Genomic DNA, 19,115 nt, shown 5'->3' with positions numbered 1-19,115 from the left:
GTAGTTTTGAGTAGTGAGTGATGAGTATTGAGTTGAAAAAGCGAACTCAATACTCATCACTTAATACTTATTACTTTCTAACAATCGCATCCCGTTATAACTTTACTATTTCACTTAAAAAACTATATTAAACTATGCAGCAAGCTGCTTTATTTTGGCAAAAGCCTGTTCAAAATCGGCTTTTATATCATCAATATGTTCAATACCTACCGATACGCGTAACCCTGCCGGCGTAACCCCGGCAGATAGTTGTTCGGCATCAGATAATTGCTGATGCGTGGTTGCCGATGGCTGAATGATCAATGTTTTGGCATCACCTAAATTAGCCAGGTGACTTACTAATTGTAAACTGTCGATAAAGTTGCTTGCCTGTTGTTTATCGCCTTTAATTTCAAATGACAATACACCACCAAAACCATTTTTTAAATATTTTTTGGCCAATACATGGTATGGAGATGACGGCAGGCCAGGATAATTAACCGAGACCACTTGCGGATGCTGTTCCAGCCATTTAGCCAGCTCAAGTGCATTATCAACATGGCGCTGTACACGTAATGAAAGTGTTTCCAAGCCCTGTATATTCAGCCATGAATTAAACGGAGCTTGCGCCGGACCAAAATCACGTAGCCCTTCTACACGGGCCCGTATAATGAATTGAATATTGCCAAATGGCCCGCCAATACCAAATACATCAGAAAATACAAGGCCGTGATAGCCTTCTGATGGCTCTGTAAATTGCGGAAACTTGCCGTTTGCCCAGTTGTAATTGCCACCATCAACAATTACACCGCCTATTGTAGTACCATGACCGCCTATCCATTTGGTAGATGACTGCACAACAATATGTGCCCCATGATCAAGCGGGCGAAACAGGTATCCTGCTGCCCCGAAAGTATTATCAACTATTAAAGGTAAATCGTGCTTTTTTGCCAAAGCACCCACTTTATCAAAATCGGCAATAGTGAAACCTGGATTACCTACGGTTTCCAGGAATATAGCTTTGGTTTTATCGTCAATTAAAGTCTCCAGACTTTCGGCAGTATCATCTTTGGCAAAACGAGCCTCAATACCCAAACGCTTAAAGGCAACTTTAAACTGATTATAAGTACCTCCATATAAAAAAGGAGAGGTTACAAAATTATCGCCAGCTTGCATTATATTATTTAAAGCCAGAAATTGCGATGCCTGACCCGAAGCCGTGGCCAATGCTGCAACGCCACCCTCTAAAGCCGCTATCCGTTTTTCAAAAACATCAGTAGTAGGGTTCATGATGCGGGTATAAATATTGCCAAATTCTTTTAGCGCGAAAAGGTTGGCACCATGCTCGGCATTATTAAATACATAAGATGTGGTTTGATAAAGCGGAACAGCCCGGGCGCCGGTAGTTGCATCAACTTCCTGACCGGCATGTAATTGTAAGGTTTCGAATTTTAAATTGCTGGCAGACATAATAGTACGTTTTTAAGGTGTTTAATTAAATTTTTTTGATGATCTGATGGACTTTGGCAATTCCGGTAATGATCTGTACCGGTTTTAAAACACGTGCTTTTCGCAGTTGAAAAGATTGAACGCGTTTGGTCAATCAACAGCAGCAACACATACAAATACAGCCAATATTGAAGCTAATATTTTGTATAGTACCGTTTGAGGTTTCAGAAATGTTGCTTGTAGAAATTTTAACTAAACTTTTCATGGTTATAAATTTATATTCCCCGGGGTTATTTTCCGGGACAGGAATTGGCACCTTCTTCAAAATTGAAGGGTTGCCAGCGGGTCGCTGAGCCTGATCTCTCGCCGCTTCTTTATAAATCAACACCCGAACTATTGCGGAGAATTGATCATGGTATTACTACCAAATAATGTTTCAAAGATAAGCGGATATTAATTAAAATACCAAATTAAATTTTATATTTAGGTTAAAGGCGAAGGGTTAAGGGTAAAAGGGCTATCAAATTTTGAATAATGAAGGGAAAAATTAAACAATATTGAACATCGAACACCGAATATCAAATGATGAATTAATAAAAGAAAATGCTATTTCGATATTCAAAATTCAGCATTCAATAGTCGACATTAAAAACCTTTTATCTTACCTTTCGCCTCAGGACAACGCCTGATCCAAATCAGCTACCAAATCGTCGATATGCTCTAAACCCACAGATACCCTAAGCAAATTTCGTGGTGTTTTGGTATCAGGCCCCTCAACAGTTGCCCGGTGCTCAACCAGGCTTTCAACTCCGCCAAGGCTTGTGGCCCTGGTAAATAGTTGCAGTTTATTTATTACAGTGCGGGTGTGTTCTTCATCGCCTCTAACAATAAAAGATAACATTCCTCCAAACGCCAGCATCTGCTCTTTGGCAATAGCGTACTGTGGATGAGACGGCAACCCCGGATACATTACCTTTTCAACTCCCGGATGTTTTTCTAAAAACTCCGCTAACAACTGTGCATTATGCACATGGCCCTTAACCCGGTAAGGCAGGGTTTTGATGCTGCGGGCCAGCATATAGCAATCGGTTGGAGAGGGGATAGCGCCACCCATTTCCTGTACCTGGCGTATCTTAGCCCACCATTCATTTTTTTCGGCGGTAATTAATGCGCCACCCATTAGGTCGCTGTGACCGCCAAAATATTTTGTGGCTGAGTGCATTACCAGATCAGCACCTAAAGTAATGGGCTGCTGACAAATGGGCGTGGCAAAAGTGTTATCGCAAGCTACTTTAATACCTTTAGGTTTGGCAATGGCCACTATCTTTTTAATATCGGTTATTTTAAGCAGCGGATTTGATGGGGTTTCAACCCATATTAAACCGGTTTCAGGCTTAATATGCTGCTGTAGTATTGTGGTGTTGTTAACATCAATAAAATCAAAAGTTAAAATATCAGCGAACAAATTTTTAAGCTGGTTACGTAACCCATGATACATATCATCGGGAGCTATAACATGCGTACCCGGCGCCAACGACTGAAATACTGACATGCCTGCTGCATTGCCCGAAGAAAAAGACGCAGCATCGGCGCCGCCTTCTAATTTGGCAAGTACATTCTCCAACGATTCCCGGTTAGGGTTTGATGAACGACTGTAGATATGCCCGCCTGGAAAATCACCATCAATACCACGTTCAAAGGTGGTTGATAATATAATTGGCTGTATTACAGCTTTCGACGATTCATCCTTCTTATTTCCGGCGTGTATTGCTATAGTTTCAGTTTTCATTTTGTATATGATATCCGGCCAAATTAAATAAGATTATTTTTATTAGGTGTAGCATGCGGGGATTTTTTTGCGTAATATTCCAAAAAAGCCTGAATCATGAAAACCTTTTATATTCCTGTCATTATTGTTTTAATATGCTTAAACAGCTGTAAAAAAGATGATATCGCTAATGGAAACGAATTTAATAAAAGTTATAAGGCATGGTTAAACTATAAGAGCAGCGTTCATAATTCCTATAGCTATACACAAAATCAAGGCTCTGTTTTCGGTTACAGCGCCGAAATAAAAATCGGCGTTAACAATGGTAAAATTGTTTCAAGAGATTTCGTCTCCCTTCGGGTACGGCCGGATAGTACCCATGCCATAGATACTACTGCACATTGGCATGAAGAAAACACGAGCTTGAATACCCATGGTAACCAAGGTGGCGAATTACTTACATTAGATGATATTTATACAAAGGCACGCACCAATTGGCTTAGGGTAGATCCTAAAAATAATGATATATATTTTGAAGCAAACAACAACGGCATGATATCTAATTGTGGTTATAGGCCAAAAGGTTGCCAGGATGATTGTGTTACCGGCATTATAATTTCATCAATTACCGCTCTGTAAATTTAATGTCATTACTCACTTCTGGTTGGGCAATGAATTATCTTATTAAGCATAGTTTTATCCTTTTTAGTACATTTGCCCAAAGTTTTTTACATGGAAGCTGAAGGTAATTTACAGTTATTATTGCAAAATCCGGATTTGTCCGCTGATTTAAAGCACATTGCCGAAAAAGTACTAAACAATCAACGCATCACCTTTGATGAAGGCGTAATATTGTATGAACAGGGAGACCTGGGTTATCTGGGCGTTTTAGCCAATTACATTCGCGAAAAACGGCACGGCCATAAAACATTCTTCAATCGTAATTTTCATATTGAGCCTACCAATCTTTGCGTTTACGATTGCAAGTTTTGCTCTTATTCGCGTCTGCTCAAGCAAAAATCTGAAGGTTGGGAATATACCATGGATGAAATGTTTAATATGGTAACCAAATATGACGGGGAACCTGTTACTGAAGTTCATATAGTAGGAGGGGTTTTACCTCAATACGATGTACCTTTTTATCAGGAGCTTTTCAGTCGCATAAAAGCACATCGTCCCGAATTACATATTAAAGCGTTAACACCCGTAGAATATCATTATATATTTAAAAAAGCCAAAATTGATTATGCAACCGGAATGCGCCTGATGCAGGAAGCTGGTTTACAATCCATCCCAGGCGGTGGTGCCGAAATATTTCATCCTGAAGTCCGCGATCAGATATCTAAGGATAAATGCACCGGCGATCAATGGCTGGCCATTCATGAAGAGTGGCACAAGCTGGGTGGTCGCTCTAACGCTACCATGCTATATGGGCACATTGAAAAATACTGGCACCGCGTTGATCATATGGAGCGCTTACGCCAGTTGCAAGATAAAACCGGAGGGTTCCAGACTTTTATCCCGTTAAAATTCCGTAACCAGGACAACCAGATGTCACATGTGCCGGAATCTACGGTAGTGGAAGATCTGCGCAATTACGCTGTATCGCGTATTTATCTTGATAATTTTGATCACATCAAAGCTTATTGGGCTATGATCAGCCGTACTACTGCACAATTATCTTTAAACTTTGGGGTAGATGATATTGACGGTACACTTGATGATACTACCAAAATATACTCCATGGCCGGTGCCGAAGAGCAGCATCCCGGTATGAGTACCAAACAGTTGGTTGAGCTGATTAAAAACGTGGGCAGGCAACCTATTGAACGCGATACATTATATAATGTAGTAGCTGATTTTACTGATTTTGAATTTCCGGAAGAAAGTAAACCCCACTACTATAAATTACCTGTTATTAATTAGCTAAACTGGAGGCCGAAAGCAAAACACCGAAAGCTTGGGAATGGCAATTAATAAATAAAGCAGACAAAGCTTTATGCCTACGGCTTTTAGCTTTAGGCTTAAAAAAGAATGATACAAAAGACCTTATATATAGTACGCCACGGCCAAACAGAACTTAACAGACAAGGTATTGTACAGGGGCGTGGAATGGATACCGATTTAAATGATGAAGGACGTAAGCAAGCTTCATTGTTTTTTGAAGCTTACCAAACGATACCATTTGATAAAATATATGTTTCAGCCTTAAAACGAACGCAGCAAACCGTTCAGAAATTTATTGATTCAGGTATCCCATATGAAAAACTATCAGGTTTAGATGAGCTTGCCTGGGGTATCCACGAAGGCCAGCCAAGTACCACTCAAAATAAAGCCGCTTTTTTACAGATCATGCGCGACTGGCTCGACGGTCGGCTGGACAGTAAATTTGAAGGCGGCGAAAGTCCTAATGAAGTAGAACTTCGCGAACGGGAGGCGCTTGATATCATCATGAGCCATCCGGAAGAAAAAACTGTATTAATATGTATGCACGGTCGTGCTATGCGATTGTTACTCTGCATATTAACAAATGTGCCGCTTACCCAAATGGACACATTCCCGCATCAAAACCTGGTGCTATATAAAGTAATTTATGACGGCGAAAAATTTGAGATTGCCGATTTTAATAATGCCGAACATTTAAAACAACCCTGAAAGAGAGCGTTTCTGTGAATAAAATAAGAATATCAGCTGTAAGCTACACTAACACCAAGCCCTTTATATATGGTATCCAACATAGCGGAATATCAGACAAAATTGAATTAAGCCTTGACATGCCGTCAGACTGTGCCCAAAAACTTATTGATGATGTGGTTGACATCGGACTTATTCCCGTTGCAGCAACACTTAGCCTTCCGCAGTGGGAAATTATATCAGACTATTGCATTGGCGCTGTGGGCGCAGTAAATTCAGTTTTTATATTTAGTAATTGCGATATTAAAGATGTAAAATACCTGCAGCTTGATCCTGAATCGCGCTCGTCAAATAATCTTGCGCTGGTATTATTAAAAAATCATTGGCAGCTAAGTCCCGAACTTATCAGGAACGCAGGCGATTATGCACAGTCGACTGAGCCAAATACCGCATTTGTGCAGATAGGCGACCGTACTTTTGGTAAAAAAGACAAATACAAATTTGTATATGATCTTGCCGAAGAATGGCAGAAATTTACTGGGTTACCTTTTATGTTCGCCGCTTGGATAGCCAACAAACCTATCCCGCAGGATTTTATGAACGAGTTTAATGCGGCCATGAAATATGGTCTTGACCACCGCGCCGAACTTTTTGATGAGTTACCTATGCGTGATGATTTCGACATTAAAGATTACCTGATGCATAAAATTGATTTTGACCTAACAGAGGATAAAAAGAAGGCATTTTATAGGTTTTTAGAGTATATAAAAGCTTTATAATAAAGCTTTTAACACATTTTAATTACAAAAAGAGACGCACAATTGCGTCTCTTTTTGTTTTATAGCGAAATCATCATGTAGCCGAATATTTTAATGTTTTAAAACCTTATGATGTAAAATACATTGGTTATATTAAAACAATTAAAATCTCATTTATCAATGAATACAAATACATTCCCATCATTAAAAGGACAAGCGGCCCTGGTTACCGGTGCCGATAGTGGTATAGGCAAAGGTGTTGCCCTGGCTTTAGCCGCCTCCGGTGCCAAACTAGTTATAAATTATGCACATAACCAGGCTGCCGCCGAAGCCACAGTCAACGAAATTAAAGCTACAGGCGGGGAAGCCTTTGCTGTGAAAGCCGATGTTAGCCAGGAAGCCGAAGTGAAAGCCATGTTTGCACAAATGTACGCACAGTATGGTACCATAGATATTTTGGTAAACAATGCTGGTTTACAAAGAGATTCGAGTTTTGTAGATATGAGTCTGGACGATTGGAATAAAGTAATTAGTGTTAATCTTACCGGTCAGTTTCTATGTTCGCGCGAGGCTGCGCGCGAGTTTATACGCAGGGGAATTGTAGAAGAACGAAGCCAGGCAGCAGGTAAAATTATTTGTATGAGCAGCGTTCATGAAGTAATACCATGGGGAGGGCACGTTAATTATGCTGCCAGTAAAGGCGGCATTAGTATGTTTATGAAAAGTATTGCGCAGGAACTGGCACCTCATAAAATAAGGGTAATAGGTATAGGCCCAGGCGCTATACAAACACCTATTAATAAAGCTGCCTGGGAAACACCCGAAGCATTAGATAAGTTATTAACCCTGATACCTTATAACCGGATTGGTAAGCCCCACGACATTGGAAAACTTGCCGCCTGGCTTGCATCTGACGAGGCAGATTACATAACCGGCACCACTATTTTTATGGATGGCGGCATGACTTTGTACCCTGGCTTCGCAGATAACGGTTAAATTAAGGTTAAGATGAAGTGAAAAATCGGTTTAGCTTGGCTCAGATCGATTTTTTTATGCGTTTTTATATTTACATATTGTAAATTATACACTAAGTAGATTGCTAAAATTTAAATTTTTTATCAAAAAACATATATAATTATAAAATATTCATAAAAGTTTATTTTTATTTGTCAGATTGACAATCTTGACATACTTTTGTTATGGATTTAAAATTTAAACGAACATGAAAAAGATATTTTTAACAACCGCAATTGCCGCTTTATTAAGTGTTAATGTTTTCGCCGCTGATGGCGCTAAAAGAATAGATGGTGGAACTAATGTTTCTTACGTAGCTCTGCATGGTTTCACAGTTGATTTTGCTGATGCAAAAGACGTTAACTGGACAGTAACTAAAAATACTCAAAAAGCTACCTTCACTGTAGATGGTGTTAAGAAAACAGCTTTCTACAATCTTAACGGTGAGTTTTTAGGTGTAACACAAAGAGTTGACGCAAAAGCTATCCCTGCTAAAACTTTAAAACAAATTGCTAAAGATTACAAAGGTTATGAAATTGGTGAAGTTATTGTTTACCAAGCTAATACCGATGTAAATGACTCTATCGACCCAACTTCTTACTTCGTTGATCTGAAAAATGATACTCATGAAGTGTTGGTAAGAATTACACAACAAGCTAATGTTGAGTTTTTCCAACAAGTAAAATAATTCCCCAAAAAGTTTTCATAGTTGAAAGCCATCCCGACATATTGGGGTGGCTTTTCCATTATATAAAAAGTGTCAAATTTGCACTTATTGTTATTATTTGACAAACAAATCGGCCGTTTTTACCTTTATTAATAAGTAATAAAATTATTAATTATAAAGTAACAACATGTCTAAAACCATAATTGTATCTAACCGGCTACCAGTTAAAATTTCCAAATCAGACGATGATTATATTTTATCACCAAGTGAGGGAGGCTTAGCAACCGGATTAGGTTCAATATATAAACAGGGTGATAATGTGTGGATAGGGTGGCCCGGAGTAGAAATAACCGACCAGCAGGATAAAGACCAGGTAACACATCAATTAAAAGAATTAAGCCTTATTCCGGTTTTTCTTGACCAGGAAGAAATCAATCAATATTACGAAGGATTTTCTAACGAGGTGCTATGGCCGGTTTTTCATTATTATGCCTCAACGTATGCCAATTATAAGCAATCAAACTGGGACTATTATAAAGCTGTAAATCAAAAGTTCAGGGATATTATATTAAGTATTGCTGAACCCGGTGATGTTATCTGGGTGCATGATTATCAGCTATTGCTCGTACCGGGTTTGGTAAGGCAGGAACTGCCCGATGTTTCTATCGGCTTTTTCCTGCATATACCATTTCCTTCGCACGAAATGTTCAGACTTATCCCTTGGCGCTCTGAATTACTGGAAGGTATTTTAGGTGCCGATCTGATCGGGTTCCATACATTTGATGATGTGCGCCACTTTTTAGGGTCAGCTACCCGCATTTTGCCTGTAGCATCTTCATCAAATATCATTACTATGGATGAGCGTTCCATCGTGATTGAGTCATTTCCGATGGGCATAGACGAGCAGAAATATGCAACACTCCCTTTACAGCCCGAAGTTCAGGAACAGGTAGAGCTCATCAGGAATAATTTTAAAGGCAATAAATTGATCTTGTCTATTGATAGGCTTGATTATAGCAAGGGTATATTACAACGTTTACAAGCCTTTGAACTCATGCTGCAGTTATGTCCGGAATGCATTGAAAAAATAGCGTTGTACATGATCGTAGTGCCGTCGCGAGATACTGTCCCGCAATATGCACACCTGCGTGATGAAATTGATAAAAAGGTAGGTAACATCAATTCCATATACCGAACCATGGATTGGACACCAATACATTATTACTACCGTTCGTTCCCGATCGAGATGCTTTCTGCATTATTTTATACTGCCGATGTATGCCTGATAACGCCCATGCGCGATGGTATGAACCTGGTGAGCAAAGAGTATGTAGCCAGTCGTATTAATAATGATGGGGTATTGATTATGAGCGAAATGGCTGGTGCGTCTAAAGAATTAATTGACGCTATTATTGTTAACCCTAACAACACCGGCGAGGTTTGCCGGGCCATATTGCAGGCTATTAATATGCCGCTGGAAGAGCAGCATAGAAGGATGATACCCATGCGGCAACTGGTGGCAAAATTCAATATTTCGCACTGGGTTAAAATTTTTATGGACCGCCTTAAAGAGGTTAAACTCATGCAGCGATCTATGCAGGCCAGGCACGTAAGTTTTGCTACAGAACAATCCATCGTTAACCGGTATATTAAAACCAAAAAACGCATCATCTTTTTAGATTACGATGGTACATTGGTAAATTTTAAATCAAACATTGAACAAGCCAGTCCGGACAGAGAGTTATATAATATCATCAACAAATTGATTGAGGATCCAGCTAACCAGGTAGTATTGATCAGTGGCCGCAAGCATGAGAATCTTGACGAGTGGTTTAGCAATACCAATATGTACCTTATAGCAGAGCATGGAGCTTGGTTTAAGCAGCATAATACTACATGGCATAAGATCTCTGGTCTTTCTGACCAGTGGAAACATGATATTTATCCTATTCTGGAAACTTATGTAGACCGAACTCCGGGTTCATTTATTGAAGAAAAAACATATTCATTAGTGTGGCATTACCGCAAAGCTCAAAATGGTTTAGGCGAGCTTAGGGCCAGCGAATTAATGAATAACCTGAAATACCTTGCCAGTGATAAAGGATTGCAACTTTTAGCAGGGGATAAGGTGCTGGAAGTTAAGAATATGGATGTTAATAAAGGTAAAGCTGCTTTAACTCTCACTGAGGGCAAGGACTACGATTTTATTATCGCTTTTGGCGATGATTATACCGACGAAGATATCTTTAAAGCATTACCGGAAAGCGCCATTACCATAAAAGTAGGAAGCAACTTATCCGCAGCTAAGTTTTACCTGCGCAACCCGGCCGAAGTACGCAAACTATTGACCAGCTTTGCTCAGCATACCCATGAACCTGTATTATAACAATTCATAAAAAAGGCGGGCCAATATTATAAAAATATCGGCCTGTCTAATTTAATAGCTATCCGGTAAGCAGCGTTCATTAAGCCTACATGGCTGTAAGCCTGCGGGAAGTTACCCCATTGGCTGCCGGTTTCCTCATCAACATCTTCACTAAATAACAACAGGTGATTGGAGTATTGCAGTAAATTGGCAAATTCACGCTGTGCATCATCTAAACGGCCAACACTGGCCAGCGCCTCCACATACCAAAAAGCACAAATCAGGAATGTAGTTTTAGGTTTACCGAAATCATCTGTGTATAAATACCTGTAAAATAATCCATTAGGCGTCCTTAGCTCTTTTTCTAATGCAAGTAAATGATCTTTAGCCCTCTGCGATTCAGGATCAAGATAATTCATCATAATTAATTGCAGGGTACTGGCATCAAGATTAGAGCTTCCTGCCGAATTGGTGTACACTTTTCTTACCGGATCGTAGCAGCTTTCAATGTGGGCCGCGGCTTGTTCTTTTAACGCAATTGCTTTATCTATAAGTTCTTTATTGTCTATGGTTCGGGCCATTTTTTCAGCCGCTGAAGCGCCCGCCCACTGAAACAGGTTACTGTAACAATGTATATTGGCCATGTTTCTGAATTCCCATATCCCGGCGTCTTTTTCATCTATGGTATGTTCAATTTTATTAAGCAAAAATTCTATCCATTTTACAGAATCTTTTCTTTCTGAAAAAACAAAGCGATGATCGGTATACAATGGGAGCATGGATATCATTACCTGGCCATAAATATCATTCTGTATGTGCTCATATGCCTGGTTACCTATACGTACAGGCTGGTTACCCATATAGCCATCCAGGTCGGCCAGAATATGTTCAACAAGGTTTTTCTTGCCTGTCACTCCGTAAAGTGGCTGATACCGGTCGTCTTCAGAAAAGGAAATATCAGTAACATAGCCAAAATATTTTTCCATTTCTTCAAAATGCCCTATGTGATTTAAAGCAGTTATTACATAGTAAGTGTCGCGCAGCCAGCAATAACGGTAATCCCAATTACGGCCGCTCCCAGGTGATTCGGGCAAGCTTGTTGTGCTTGCTGCTATAATAGCGCCGGTATCTTCAAACTGGTGTATTTTTAAAGCCAACCCCGAACGGATCACAAAAGGCTGGTAATAAGTTGCAATAGAAGAGTGTTTGATCCAGGTACGCCAGTATTGGATGGTTTCGGCCAAAAACCTGTCGGCTGTTGAAATCAAAGCCGCTTCGAGTGGTTCGCCGTAGGTTAAAGCAAGATACTTAGTTTCGTTTAATACAAACGGTTGTTCATCAAAAACATAGCTTATTGGTATATTGGTAGTAAGCCTGATGCTTTCCTCGCCGCCAAGGTATTGTATATGATTGCTTCCGCGGTTTACGCTAAGCTTTACTGCCCCATATTCAGATACCGGTTCACATTTAACAATAACCCGTGGGGAGCCTTCAATAGCCTCAATTTTCCTGAACAACATAAGTGGTTTATAATAACGCTGGTGTTGGTAAAAGCGTGGAGCAAAGTCGGTAACACGATATTTTCCGCCACTTTTAGGGCTTATTTCAGTTATTAAAACATTTGTATTCTCCAGATAGTGCTGTTGCGAAGTATATTCGCCCTCCGGCAGAATAGAAAATTCGCCGCCTTTCTTTTTATCCAGCAAACCGCCAAAAATGAAAGTACTGTCAAAACGTGGCCAGCAAAGCCAGTCTACATTAGTGTTTTTATTAATATGGGCCAAAAAGGCACAGTTTCCAATTATTCCGGTGTCGTAGGTATGTCTGCTCATTAAGTTTACAGTTTTTGTGCAATATGTGTATAATCAAAAGTTCAACAATAATATCTCAGTAATGTTGGCGTAAATTGCACTATAATTACATCTAAAATTTTGATTTATTAATTAATGTATATTAACTTAGTAGTCATTATCTATACATAAATAACATAATCATGAGTTTACGATTAGGCGATAAAGCCCCAAATTTTCAAGCTAAAACATCAGCAGGAGACATTGATTTTTATGAATACCTTGGCGATAGCTGGGGCGTACTTTTTTCACACCCTGGCGATTATACACCAGTTTGTACTACCGAACTGGGCAGAACAGCAGCACTAAAAAGCGAGTTTGATAAACGAGATGTTAAAGTATTGGCATTAAGTGTTGATTCGGTTGATTCACACCATGGATGGATAGGGGATATCAACGAAACTCAAGGTGTAGAGGTAAATTTCCCCATCATTGCCGATGAGGACCGTAAAATTTCTGAAGCTTATGATATGATACACCCAAATGCGTCGGTAAACGCAACTGTCAGGTCATTATTTATCATAGGGCCGGATAAAGCTGTAAAGCTGATCATCACGTATCCGGCATCAACAGGACGTAACTTTCAGGAAATATTGAGGGTGATAGATTCGCTGCAGTTAACTGCCAACTACGGCGTAGCAACACCTGTTGACTGGAAGGACGGGGAAGATGTAGTTGTAGTACCAGCTATTAAAACCGAAGACATTCCTGCCAAATTTCCAAAGGGTTATAAAGCGGTAAAACCTTATTTAAGGATAACTCCGCAACCAAACAAATAATTTTATTTGGTTTATTAATAATTTTATATATTTGAAAAAGGCAGGTTTATCTATTCCTTCTGATTATTAAAACCATTTTATTTTCAGTTTGGCTTTAGTTTTTAATCTTAACACGAATTTTTTAATACGATAATTATAATTATGAAAACTGGAAAAGTAAAATGGTTTAACACACAAAAAGGTTACGGCTTTATTGTTACCGATGATGGTAAAGATCTTTTTGTACACTTCAAAGACGTACAAGGCGGCGTAAATGCCATTAAAGATAATGACGAAGTTACTTACGAAGTGGAAGAAGGAAGAAAAGGACTGCAGGCTGTAAATGTAAAAAAAGCATAGTTAACCTAAATTATTAGCAAAAAACCTCTGCATAAACAGGGGTTTTTTTGTGTTTAAATTTTTGATTATATATAATTCTGTTACTTTAGCCGTCCAAACACCTAAATTAAAAATGGATACAACTGTTTCTGCCAAACTTACAAGGAATGCCGTTTTTCTTGTTCTCGTTGCCTCTTTGGGTTATTTTGTTGATATATATGATTTACTGGTTTTTTCAATAGTAAGAAAAAGTAGTCTGCATGACATCGGCGTTTCCGATGCCGACATGCTTACCAAAGGGCAGTTTATCATCAATGTACAAATGTTTGGTTTGCTATTAGGCGGTATTTTGTGGGGTGTTATTGGCGATAAGCTGGGGCGCATAAAGGTACTTTTTGGTTCTATATTACTCTATTCTGTGGCCAATTTTGCAAATGCATATGTTAACGACGTAAACATGTATGCTATTATCCGCTTTATTGCGGGTATAGGCCTGGCAGGCGAATTGGGCGCCGGTATTACGCTGGTAACCGAAACGCTAAGTAAGGAAAAACGCGGTTATGGAACCATGATTGTAGCAGTAATTGGCTTATTTGGCGCAGCTGCCGCAGTAATGGTAGCCAAGCATGGCTGGCAAAATGCCTATAAAGTAGGCGGTGGATTAGGCATACTTTTACTTTTGTTAAGAATAGGAACTTTTGAATCGGGTATGTTTAAAAATATAGAGAAATCCGAGGTATCAAAAGGAAACTTTTTTATGCTTTTCAGCAACTGGGCCAGGTTTAAAAAATATATATTCTGCATTTTAATAGGCGCACCGTTATGGTATGTTGTTGGGGTACTCGTTACATTCAGCCCTGAATTTGGGGTAGCTTTAAAGGCAAAAGATGCTCTAAGCGCCGGCGATGGTGTGTTATACAGCTACATAGGTATAGCCGTTGGCGATATATTTGCTGGCATACTCGCTCAGATCACCAGGTCAAGAAAACTTACCATGGTGGTATTTTTACTACTTTCGGTTATAAGCGTTTTTTGCTATTTAAGCGCCGAGGGACTTACAAGTCAGCACTTTGTTTGGTTATGTTTCTTTATGGGTTGTACTGTTGGCTATTGGGCAACTTTTGTTACTATTGCCGCCGAGCAGTTTGGCACCAACATACGCTCAACAGTAACTACAACAGTACCAAATTTCGTGAGAGGTTCGCTTATTCCAATTACATTGGCATTCAATGCATTTAAGGGGCACTATGGAATGATCACAAGTGGTTATATTATGATGGGGATACTGACTCTTATTGCATTGCTTTCATTAAGCCAGTTAAAAGAAACATTTGGCAAAGATCTGGATTACGCAGAGATCAGTTAAGTTTGGATTAATGAATTATTGATTATTGAATTTAGTAGTCAGTCAAGTCAATAGTTTGCTAATTTTACCGTTTATATGATCCGATAACTCAGTAAATCAATAATTCAATAATTAATGATAAGCAAAGAACAAATAACTACCGATTATCAGCAGATACAGGATGAGATATGTGCGGCACTTGAGCTGACCGATGGTAAAAGCAAGTTTGAGGAAGAAAAATGGGAGCGTGAAGGCGGCGGTGGTGGTCGTACCCGTATTATTCAGAATGGTAATATATTTGAAAAGGGCGGTGTGAATTTTTCGGCCGTGCATGGCCAATTACCCGAGAATATGAAAAGAGCGCTCCAGGTAGAATCTGACGATTTTTTCGCAACCGGCGTTTCTATAGTGATCCATCCAAATCACCCGATGGTACCAATCATCCACATGAATATCAGGTATTTTGAAATGCCATCGTCATTTGGTGAAGGGCAACAACCTATAAGGTGGTTCGGTGGGGGGATAGATCTTACACCGCATTATATTATTGATGCCGATGCCCAATTTTTCCACAGTAGTATTAAGGCTGTTTGTGATAGCTATTATGATGATTTTTATCACCGGTTTAAACTATGGGCCGATGACTATTTCTTCATCAAACACCGTAACGAGACCCGTGGCATAGGAGGCATATTTTACGACAGGCTAACCGCAAATGATGAATTATCATGGGATACTATTTTTGAATTCTCAAAAGCGCTGGGCCGCTCATTCATTCCGGTGTATACGGAGTTGGTTGAGCGTAATCGTCATACTCCGTTCACAGAACAGCAACAGCTCTGGCAATATCAGCGCCGCAGCCGTTATACCGAGTTTAACCTGGTTTATGATGCAGGCACCAAATTTGGTTTGGAAACCAACGGGCGCATCGAATCTATATTGATGAGTTTACCGCCTACTGCCAAGTGGCTTTATAACTATCAGGCAACCCCAGGCAGCGAGGAAGAAAAAACCCTATCCTTACTAAAAAAAGGCGTTAACTGGGCTTAATATTATGCCTATGAAAAAACTACGTCTTGTTTTTTTATCTATAGTATGCTTATGCGCATTTACTATTGACCAAAGCTCATTAAATGGAACTTGGGAATACAGAGGTGGCTTGCTGAACGGTAAAATGGATACAGCATCAACAGCTTACAAATTGCAGCGGACTTATGATGAGCAGCATTATGAAGCGCTTGTGATTGAAAAAGGTGAGAAACCCTTTATCTATGAAAAAGGCGACTATAAGTTGCAGGCCGACAGCTGTTTCGAAACGCAAACTTATTGCAGCCAGCCTTCAAAACTATTAGGTAAAACGGTAAAATACGCTTACTTGGTTAGTAATGATACGCTTAAATTAATAGCAACACTACCTAACGGCAACCGCGTTGAAGATCACTGGGTAAAAGTTAAATAAGCCGGTAACTTTAACGTTAATAAATTAGCTAATGTGCATAAATGCCGTGTTAAAAATGGCACAATAATCAACTATTTTCTTAACTTCGCAGGTCGCTTAAAAAACACTTTTAAAGCGCAATTATAAGAGAAGATTCCACAAATTAACAAAAATGGCCGAAGGAACAGAAAACGACAATTCAAGTAAGGAAGACAGAATAATTTCGATAAATATTGACGAAGAAATGCGATCCGCTTACATTGATTATTCAATGTCAGTGATCGTTTCAAGGGCGTTACCCGATGTCCGCGATGGATTAAAACCCGTACACAGACGTGTTTTATACGGCATGCTCGACCTGGGTTTAAATAACAATAAACCATATAAAAAATCTGCCCGTATTGTAGGGGAGGTAATGGGTAAATATCACCCGCATGGCGATAAATCAGTATATGATACCATGGTGCGTATGGCACAGGAGTGGAGCTTACGCTACCTGCTGGTTGAGGGCCAGGGCAACTATGGTTCAATTGATGGTGATGAGCCCGCGGCAATGCGTTACACAGAAGCCCGTTTGCAAAAACTTGCCGAAGAAATGCTTGCCGATATCAATAAAGATACCATTGATTTCCAATTAAACTTTGACGACTCCTTACAGGAACCTACAGTTTTACCTTCAAAATTCCCTAACCTACTGGTTAACGGGGCATCAGGTATTGCCGTGGGTATGGCTACCAATATGGCTCCTCATAACCTGTCGGAGGTAATTGATGCCACTATTGCATTGATAGACAACCGCCAGATTGAGGTAACCGAGTTAATGAAATATGTAAAAGGCCCCGATTTTCCTACTGGTGGTATTATATATGGTTTTGAAGGCCCGCGTGAAGCACTGGAAACCGGCAGAGGCAGAATAGTGATCCGAGCAAGGGCTGAAATTGAAACTCATGGAAGCGACAGAGAGCGCATTGTAGTTACCGAGGTTCCTTATCAGGTAAATAAGGCCCTGATGATTGAACGTACCGCAGAACTGGTAAACGAAAAAAAATTGGAAGGCATTTCTTCTATACGCGACGAATCGAGCAGGGAGGGTATCCGTATTGTTTATGAAATTAAACGTGAGGCTAACGCGGCAATTGTATTGAATAATTTATTTAAATACACCGCTCTGCAAACATCATTCAGCGTAAACAATATTGCCCTGGTTAACGGCAGGCCAATGATGCTCAACTTAAAAGATCTGATACATCATTTTGTTGAGCACAGGCACGAGGTTGTTATACGCCGTACTAAATTTGAACTGGCCGAAGCTGAAAAACGCGCCCATATATTAGAAGGCTTACTGATTGCTCTTGATCATTTGGACGAAGTTATTCGCCTGATTCGTGCATCGCAAACACCTGATGAAGCACGGGAAGGCTTAATGAGTACTTTTGGTTTAACAGATATACAGGCCCGCGCTATACTTGATATGACACTTCGCCGGTTAACCGGACTTGAACGCGACAAGATCAAGGATGAATATGCAGAGTTAATGAAGTTGATTGATTATTTAAGGTCAATTTTAAATGACGAAGGCTTAAGGATGCAAATCATTAAAGACGAGTTATTAGAAGTTAAGGATAAATACGGAGATGAGCGCAGAACAGAAATGGTTCACTCATCGGCCGAAATGCAAACTGAAGACTTTATTGAAGATGAAGACGTAGTAATCACCATATCACGTGAGGGTTACATCAAACGTACACCGTTAACAGAATATCGTCGGCAGGGCAGGGGTGGTAAAGGTTCTATCGGCAGTAACAGCCGTGATGCCGACTTTATTGAGCACTTGTTGGTGGCTTCTAACCACAATTATATGCTGTTCTTTACTGAGTCGGGACAATGTTACTGGCTCAGGGTATTTGAAATACCGGAAGGAACACGTACCTCAAAAGGCCGCGCCATTCAGAATATTATCAATATTCCGAAGGAAGAGAATATCAAGGCTTATATTAAATTGATCAGCCTGAAAGACCAGAACTACCTGGAGAATAACTTTATTATCATGTGTACCAAAAAGGGTACCATCAAGAAAACATCGCTTGAAGCTTACTCACGTCCGCGCGCCAATGGTATCAACGCCATCAATATCAACGAAGGTGATTCGCTATTAGAGGCAACATTAACCACAGGCAGCAGCGAGATCGTGATGGCGCTTAAATCTGGCAGAGCGATCAGGTTCAATGAGTCGACTGTTAGACCAATGGGCCGTACAGCCACCGGTGTTCGTGGTATTACTCTTGATGGTGATAACGACGAAGTAGTTGGTATGATCAGTATTGATGATGCCGAGACTACTGTGTTGGTAGTGTCAGAGAAAGGATACGGCAAACGTACCGATATTGACGATTACAGGGTTACTAACCGCGGCGGTAAAGGTGTAAAAACTTTAAATATTACTGAAAAAACCGGAAACCTTGTGGCCATAAAAGGTGTTACTGATAAGGAAGACCTTATGATCATCAATAAATCGGGCATCATTATACGTATAGCTATAAGCGAGCTCAGAACTATGGGACGCGCTACACAGGGTGTTAGGTTAATATCACTTAAAAACAATGATGAAATTGCCTCAGTTGCTAAAATTGAGCATGACGAAGATGAAGAAAAGGAACTTGATGAAAATGCCGAAGATACGGTAGCCGACGAAAATGAAGCTACAACCGACGGTGAAGAATCAACTACTGAAGAACCAACTGAATAAACAAT

The 19,115-nt window shown here is 39.9% G+C and carries 16 protein-coding genes and 1 riboswitch; of the genes, 13 read left to right on the top strand and 3 right to left on the bottom strand.

Translation table 11 applies throughout. The annotated features are described in order from the left end of the window. Window positions 1-132: 132 nt before the first annotated feature. Entirely contained in the window at window positions 133-1,449 is a 1,317-nt protein-coding gene (locus SNE25_RS18495; RefSeq protein ID WP_321560476.1) for an O-acetylhomoserine aminocarboxypropyltransferase/cysteine synthase family protein, read from the bottom strand. A gap of 251 nt (window positions 1,450-1,700) precedes the next feature. Beyond that, window positions 1,701-1,811: riboswitch (SAM riboswitch) on the bottom strand. Between the two features lie 290 nt (window positions 1,812-2,101). Further along, on the bottom strand, window positions 2,102-3,217 hold the full coding sequence (locus SNE25_RS18490) for a trans-sulfuration enzyme family protein (RefSeq protein ID WP_321560475.1): 1,116 nt from the start codon (window positions 3,215-3,217) through the stop codon (window positions 2,102-2,104). A 96-nt stretch (window positions 3,218-3,313) separates the two neighbouring features. Here SNE25_RS18490 and SNE25_RS18485 point away from each other — a divergent pair, with 96 nt between their 5' ends. The 7 genes from SNE25_RS18485 (at window position 3,314) to SNE25_RS18455 (ending at window position 10,655) form a co-directional block, all read left to right on the top strand. Further along, a complete protein-coding gene (locus SNE25_RS18485; protein ID WP_321560474.1) occupies window positions 3,314-3,835 on the top strand; it encodes a hypothetical protein in 522 nt (173 codons plus the stop codon). 93 nt (window positions 3,836-3,928) lie between these two features. Further along, window positions 3,929-5,122 (top strand): aminofutalosine synthase MqnE, encoded by a 1,194-nt coding sequence (mqnE, locus tag SNE25_RS18480; protein ID WP_321560473.1) that lies wholly within the window; start codon window positions 3,929-3,931, stop codon window positions 5,120-5,122. A 108-nt stretch (window positions 5,123-5,230) separates the two neighbouring features. Continuing rightward, complete coding sequence (locus SNE25_RS18475; RefSeq protein WP_321560472.1) at window positions 5,231-5,851, top strand: histidine phosphatase family protein; 621 nt, start codon at window positions 5,231-5,233, stop codon at window positions 5,849-5,851. A 14-nt stretch (window positions 5,852-5,865) separates the two neighbouring features. After that, entirely contained in the window at window positions 5,866-6,609 is a 744-nt protein-coding gene (locus SNE25_RS18470; RefSeq protein ID WP_321560471.1) for a menaquinone biosynthetic enzyme MqnA/MqnD family protein, read from the top strand. Window positions 6,610-6,768: 159 nt separating this feature from the next. Beyond that, window positions 6,769-7,584 (top strand): SDR family oxidoreductase, encoded by an 816-nt coding sequence (locus tag SNE25_RS18465; RefSeq protein WP_321560470.1) that lies wholly within the window; start codon window positions 6,769-6,771, stop codon window positions 7,582-7,584. 226 nt (window positions 7,585-7,810) lie between these two features. Next, window positions 7,811-8,290 carry a hypothetical protein gene (locus SNE25_RS18460; RefSeq protein WP_321560469.1) on the top strand — a complete coding sequence of 160 codons (480 nt, stop codon included), beginning with the start codon at window positions 7,811-7,813 and terminating at the stop codon, window positions 8,288-8,290. A gap of 166 nt (window positions 8,291-8,456) precedes the next feature. Next, window positions 8,457-10,655: a bifunctional alpha,alpha-trehalose-phosphate synthase (UDP-forming)/trehalose-phosphatase gene (locus SNE25_RS18455; protein WP_321560468.1), complete on the top strand. Its 2,199-nt coding sequence runs from the start codon at window positions 8,457-8,459 to the stop codon at window positions 10,653-10,655. Between the two features lie 26 nt (window positions 10,656-10,681). Here the strand turns inward: SNE25_RS18455 and SNE25_RS18450 are convergent, their stop codons facing one another. Beyond that, window positions 10,682-12,466, bottom strand: a complete 1,785-nt coding sequence (locus SNE25_RS18450; RefSeq protein ID WP_321560467.1) for a glycoside hydrolase family 15 protein — start codon at window positions 12,464-12,466, stop codon at window positions 10,682-10,684. A gap of 161 nt (window positions 12,467-12,627) precedes the next feature. Here SNE25_RS18450 and SNE25_RS18445 point away from each other — a divergent pair, with 161 nt between their 5' ends. The 6 genes from SNE25_RS18445 to gyrA all read left to right on the top strand — a co-directional run bounded on the left by SNE25_RS18445 (window position 12,628) and on the right by gyrA (window position 19,110). Further along, window positions 12,628-13,263, top strand: coding sequence for a peroxiredoxin (locus SNE25_RS18445; protein ID WP_321560466.1), 636 nt, complete (start codon window positions 12,628-12,630; stop codon window positions 13,261-13,263). Between the two features lie 141 nt (window positions 13,264-13,404). Then, window positions 13,405-13,602, top strand: a complete 198-nt coding sequence (locus SNE25_RS18440; protein WP_321560465.1) for a cold-shock protein — start codon at window positions 13,405-13,407, stop codon at window positions 13,600-13,602. A 112-nt stretch (window positions 13,603-13,714) separates the two neighbouring features. Further along, entirely contained in the window at window positions 13,715-14,947 is a 1,233-nt protein-coding gene (locus SNE25_RS18435; RefSeq protein WP_321560464.1) for an MFS transporter, read from the top strand. 114 nt (window positions 14,948-15,061) lie between these two features. Then, on the top strand, window positions 15,062-15,976 hold the full coding sequence (gene hemF, locus SNE25_RS18430; RefSeq protein WP_321560463.1) for an oxygen-dependent coproporphyrinogen oxidase: 915 nt from the start codon (window positions 15,062-15,064) through the stop codon (window positions 15,974-15,976). Window positions 15,977-15,986: 10 nt separating this feature from the next. Beyond that, the gene (locus SNE25_RS18425; RefSeq protein WP_321560462.1) at window positions 15,987-16,385 is read left to right on the top strand and encodes a hypothetical protein; all 399 of its coding nucleotides are present in this window, start codon (window positions 15,987-15,989) and stop codon (window positions 16,383-16,385) included. A gap of 151 nt (window positions 16,386-16,536) precedes the next feature. Further along, window positions 16,537-19,110: a DNA gyrase subunit A gene (gene gyrA / locus SNE25_RS18420; RefSeq protein ID WP_321560461.1), complete on the top strand. Its 2,574-nt coding sequence runs from the start codon at window positions 16,537-16,539 to the stop codon at window positions 19,108-19,110. Window positions 19,111-19,115: the final 5 nt, after the last annotated feature.

The sequence above is a fragment of the Mucilaginibacter sabulilitoris genome, from assembly GCF_034262375.1.
GTDB classification, from domain to species: domain Bacteria; phylum Bacteroidota; class Bacteroidia; order Sphingobacteriales; family Sphingobacteriaceae; genus Mucilaginibacter; species Mucilaginibacter sabulilitoris.
Note: the sequence above shows the minus strand (reverse complement) of the source record. Positions and strands in the feature narration are given on the sequence as shown.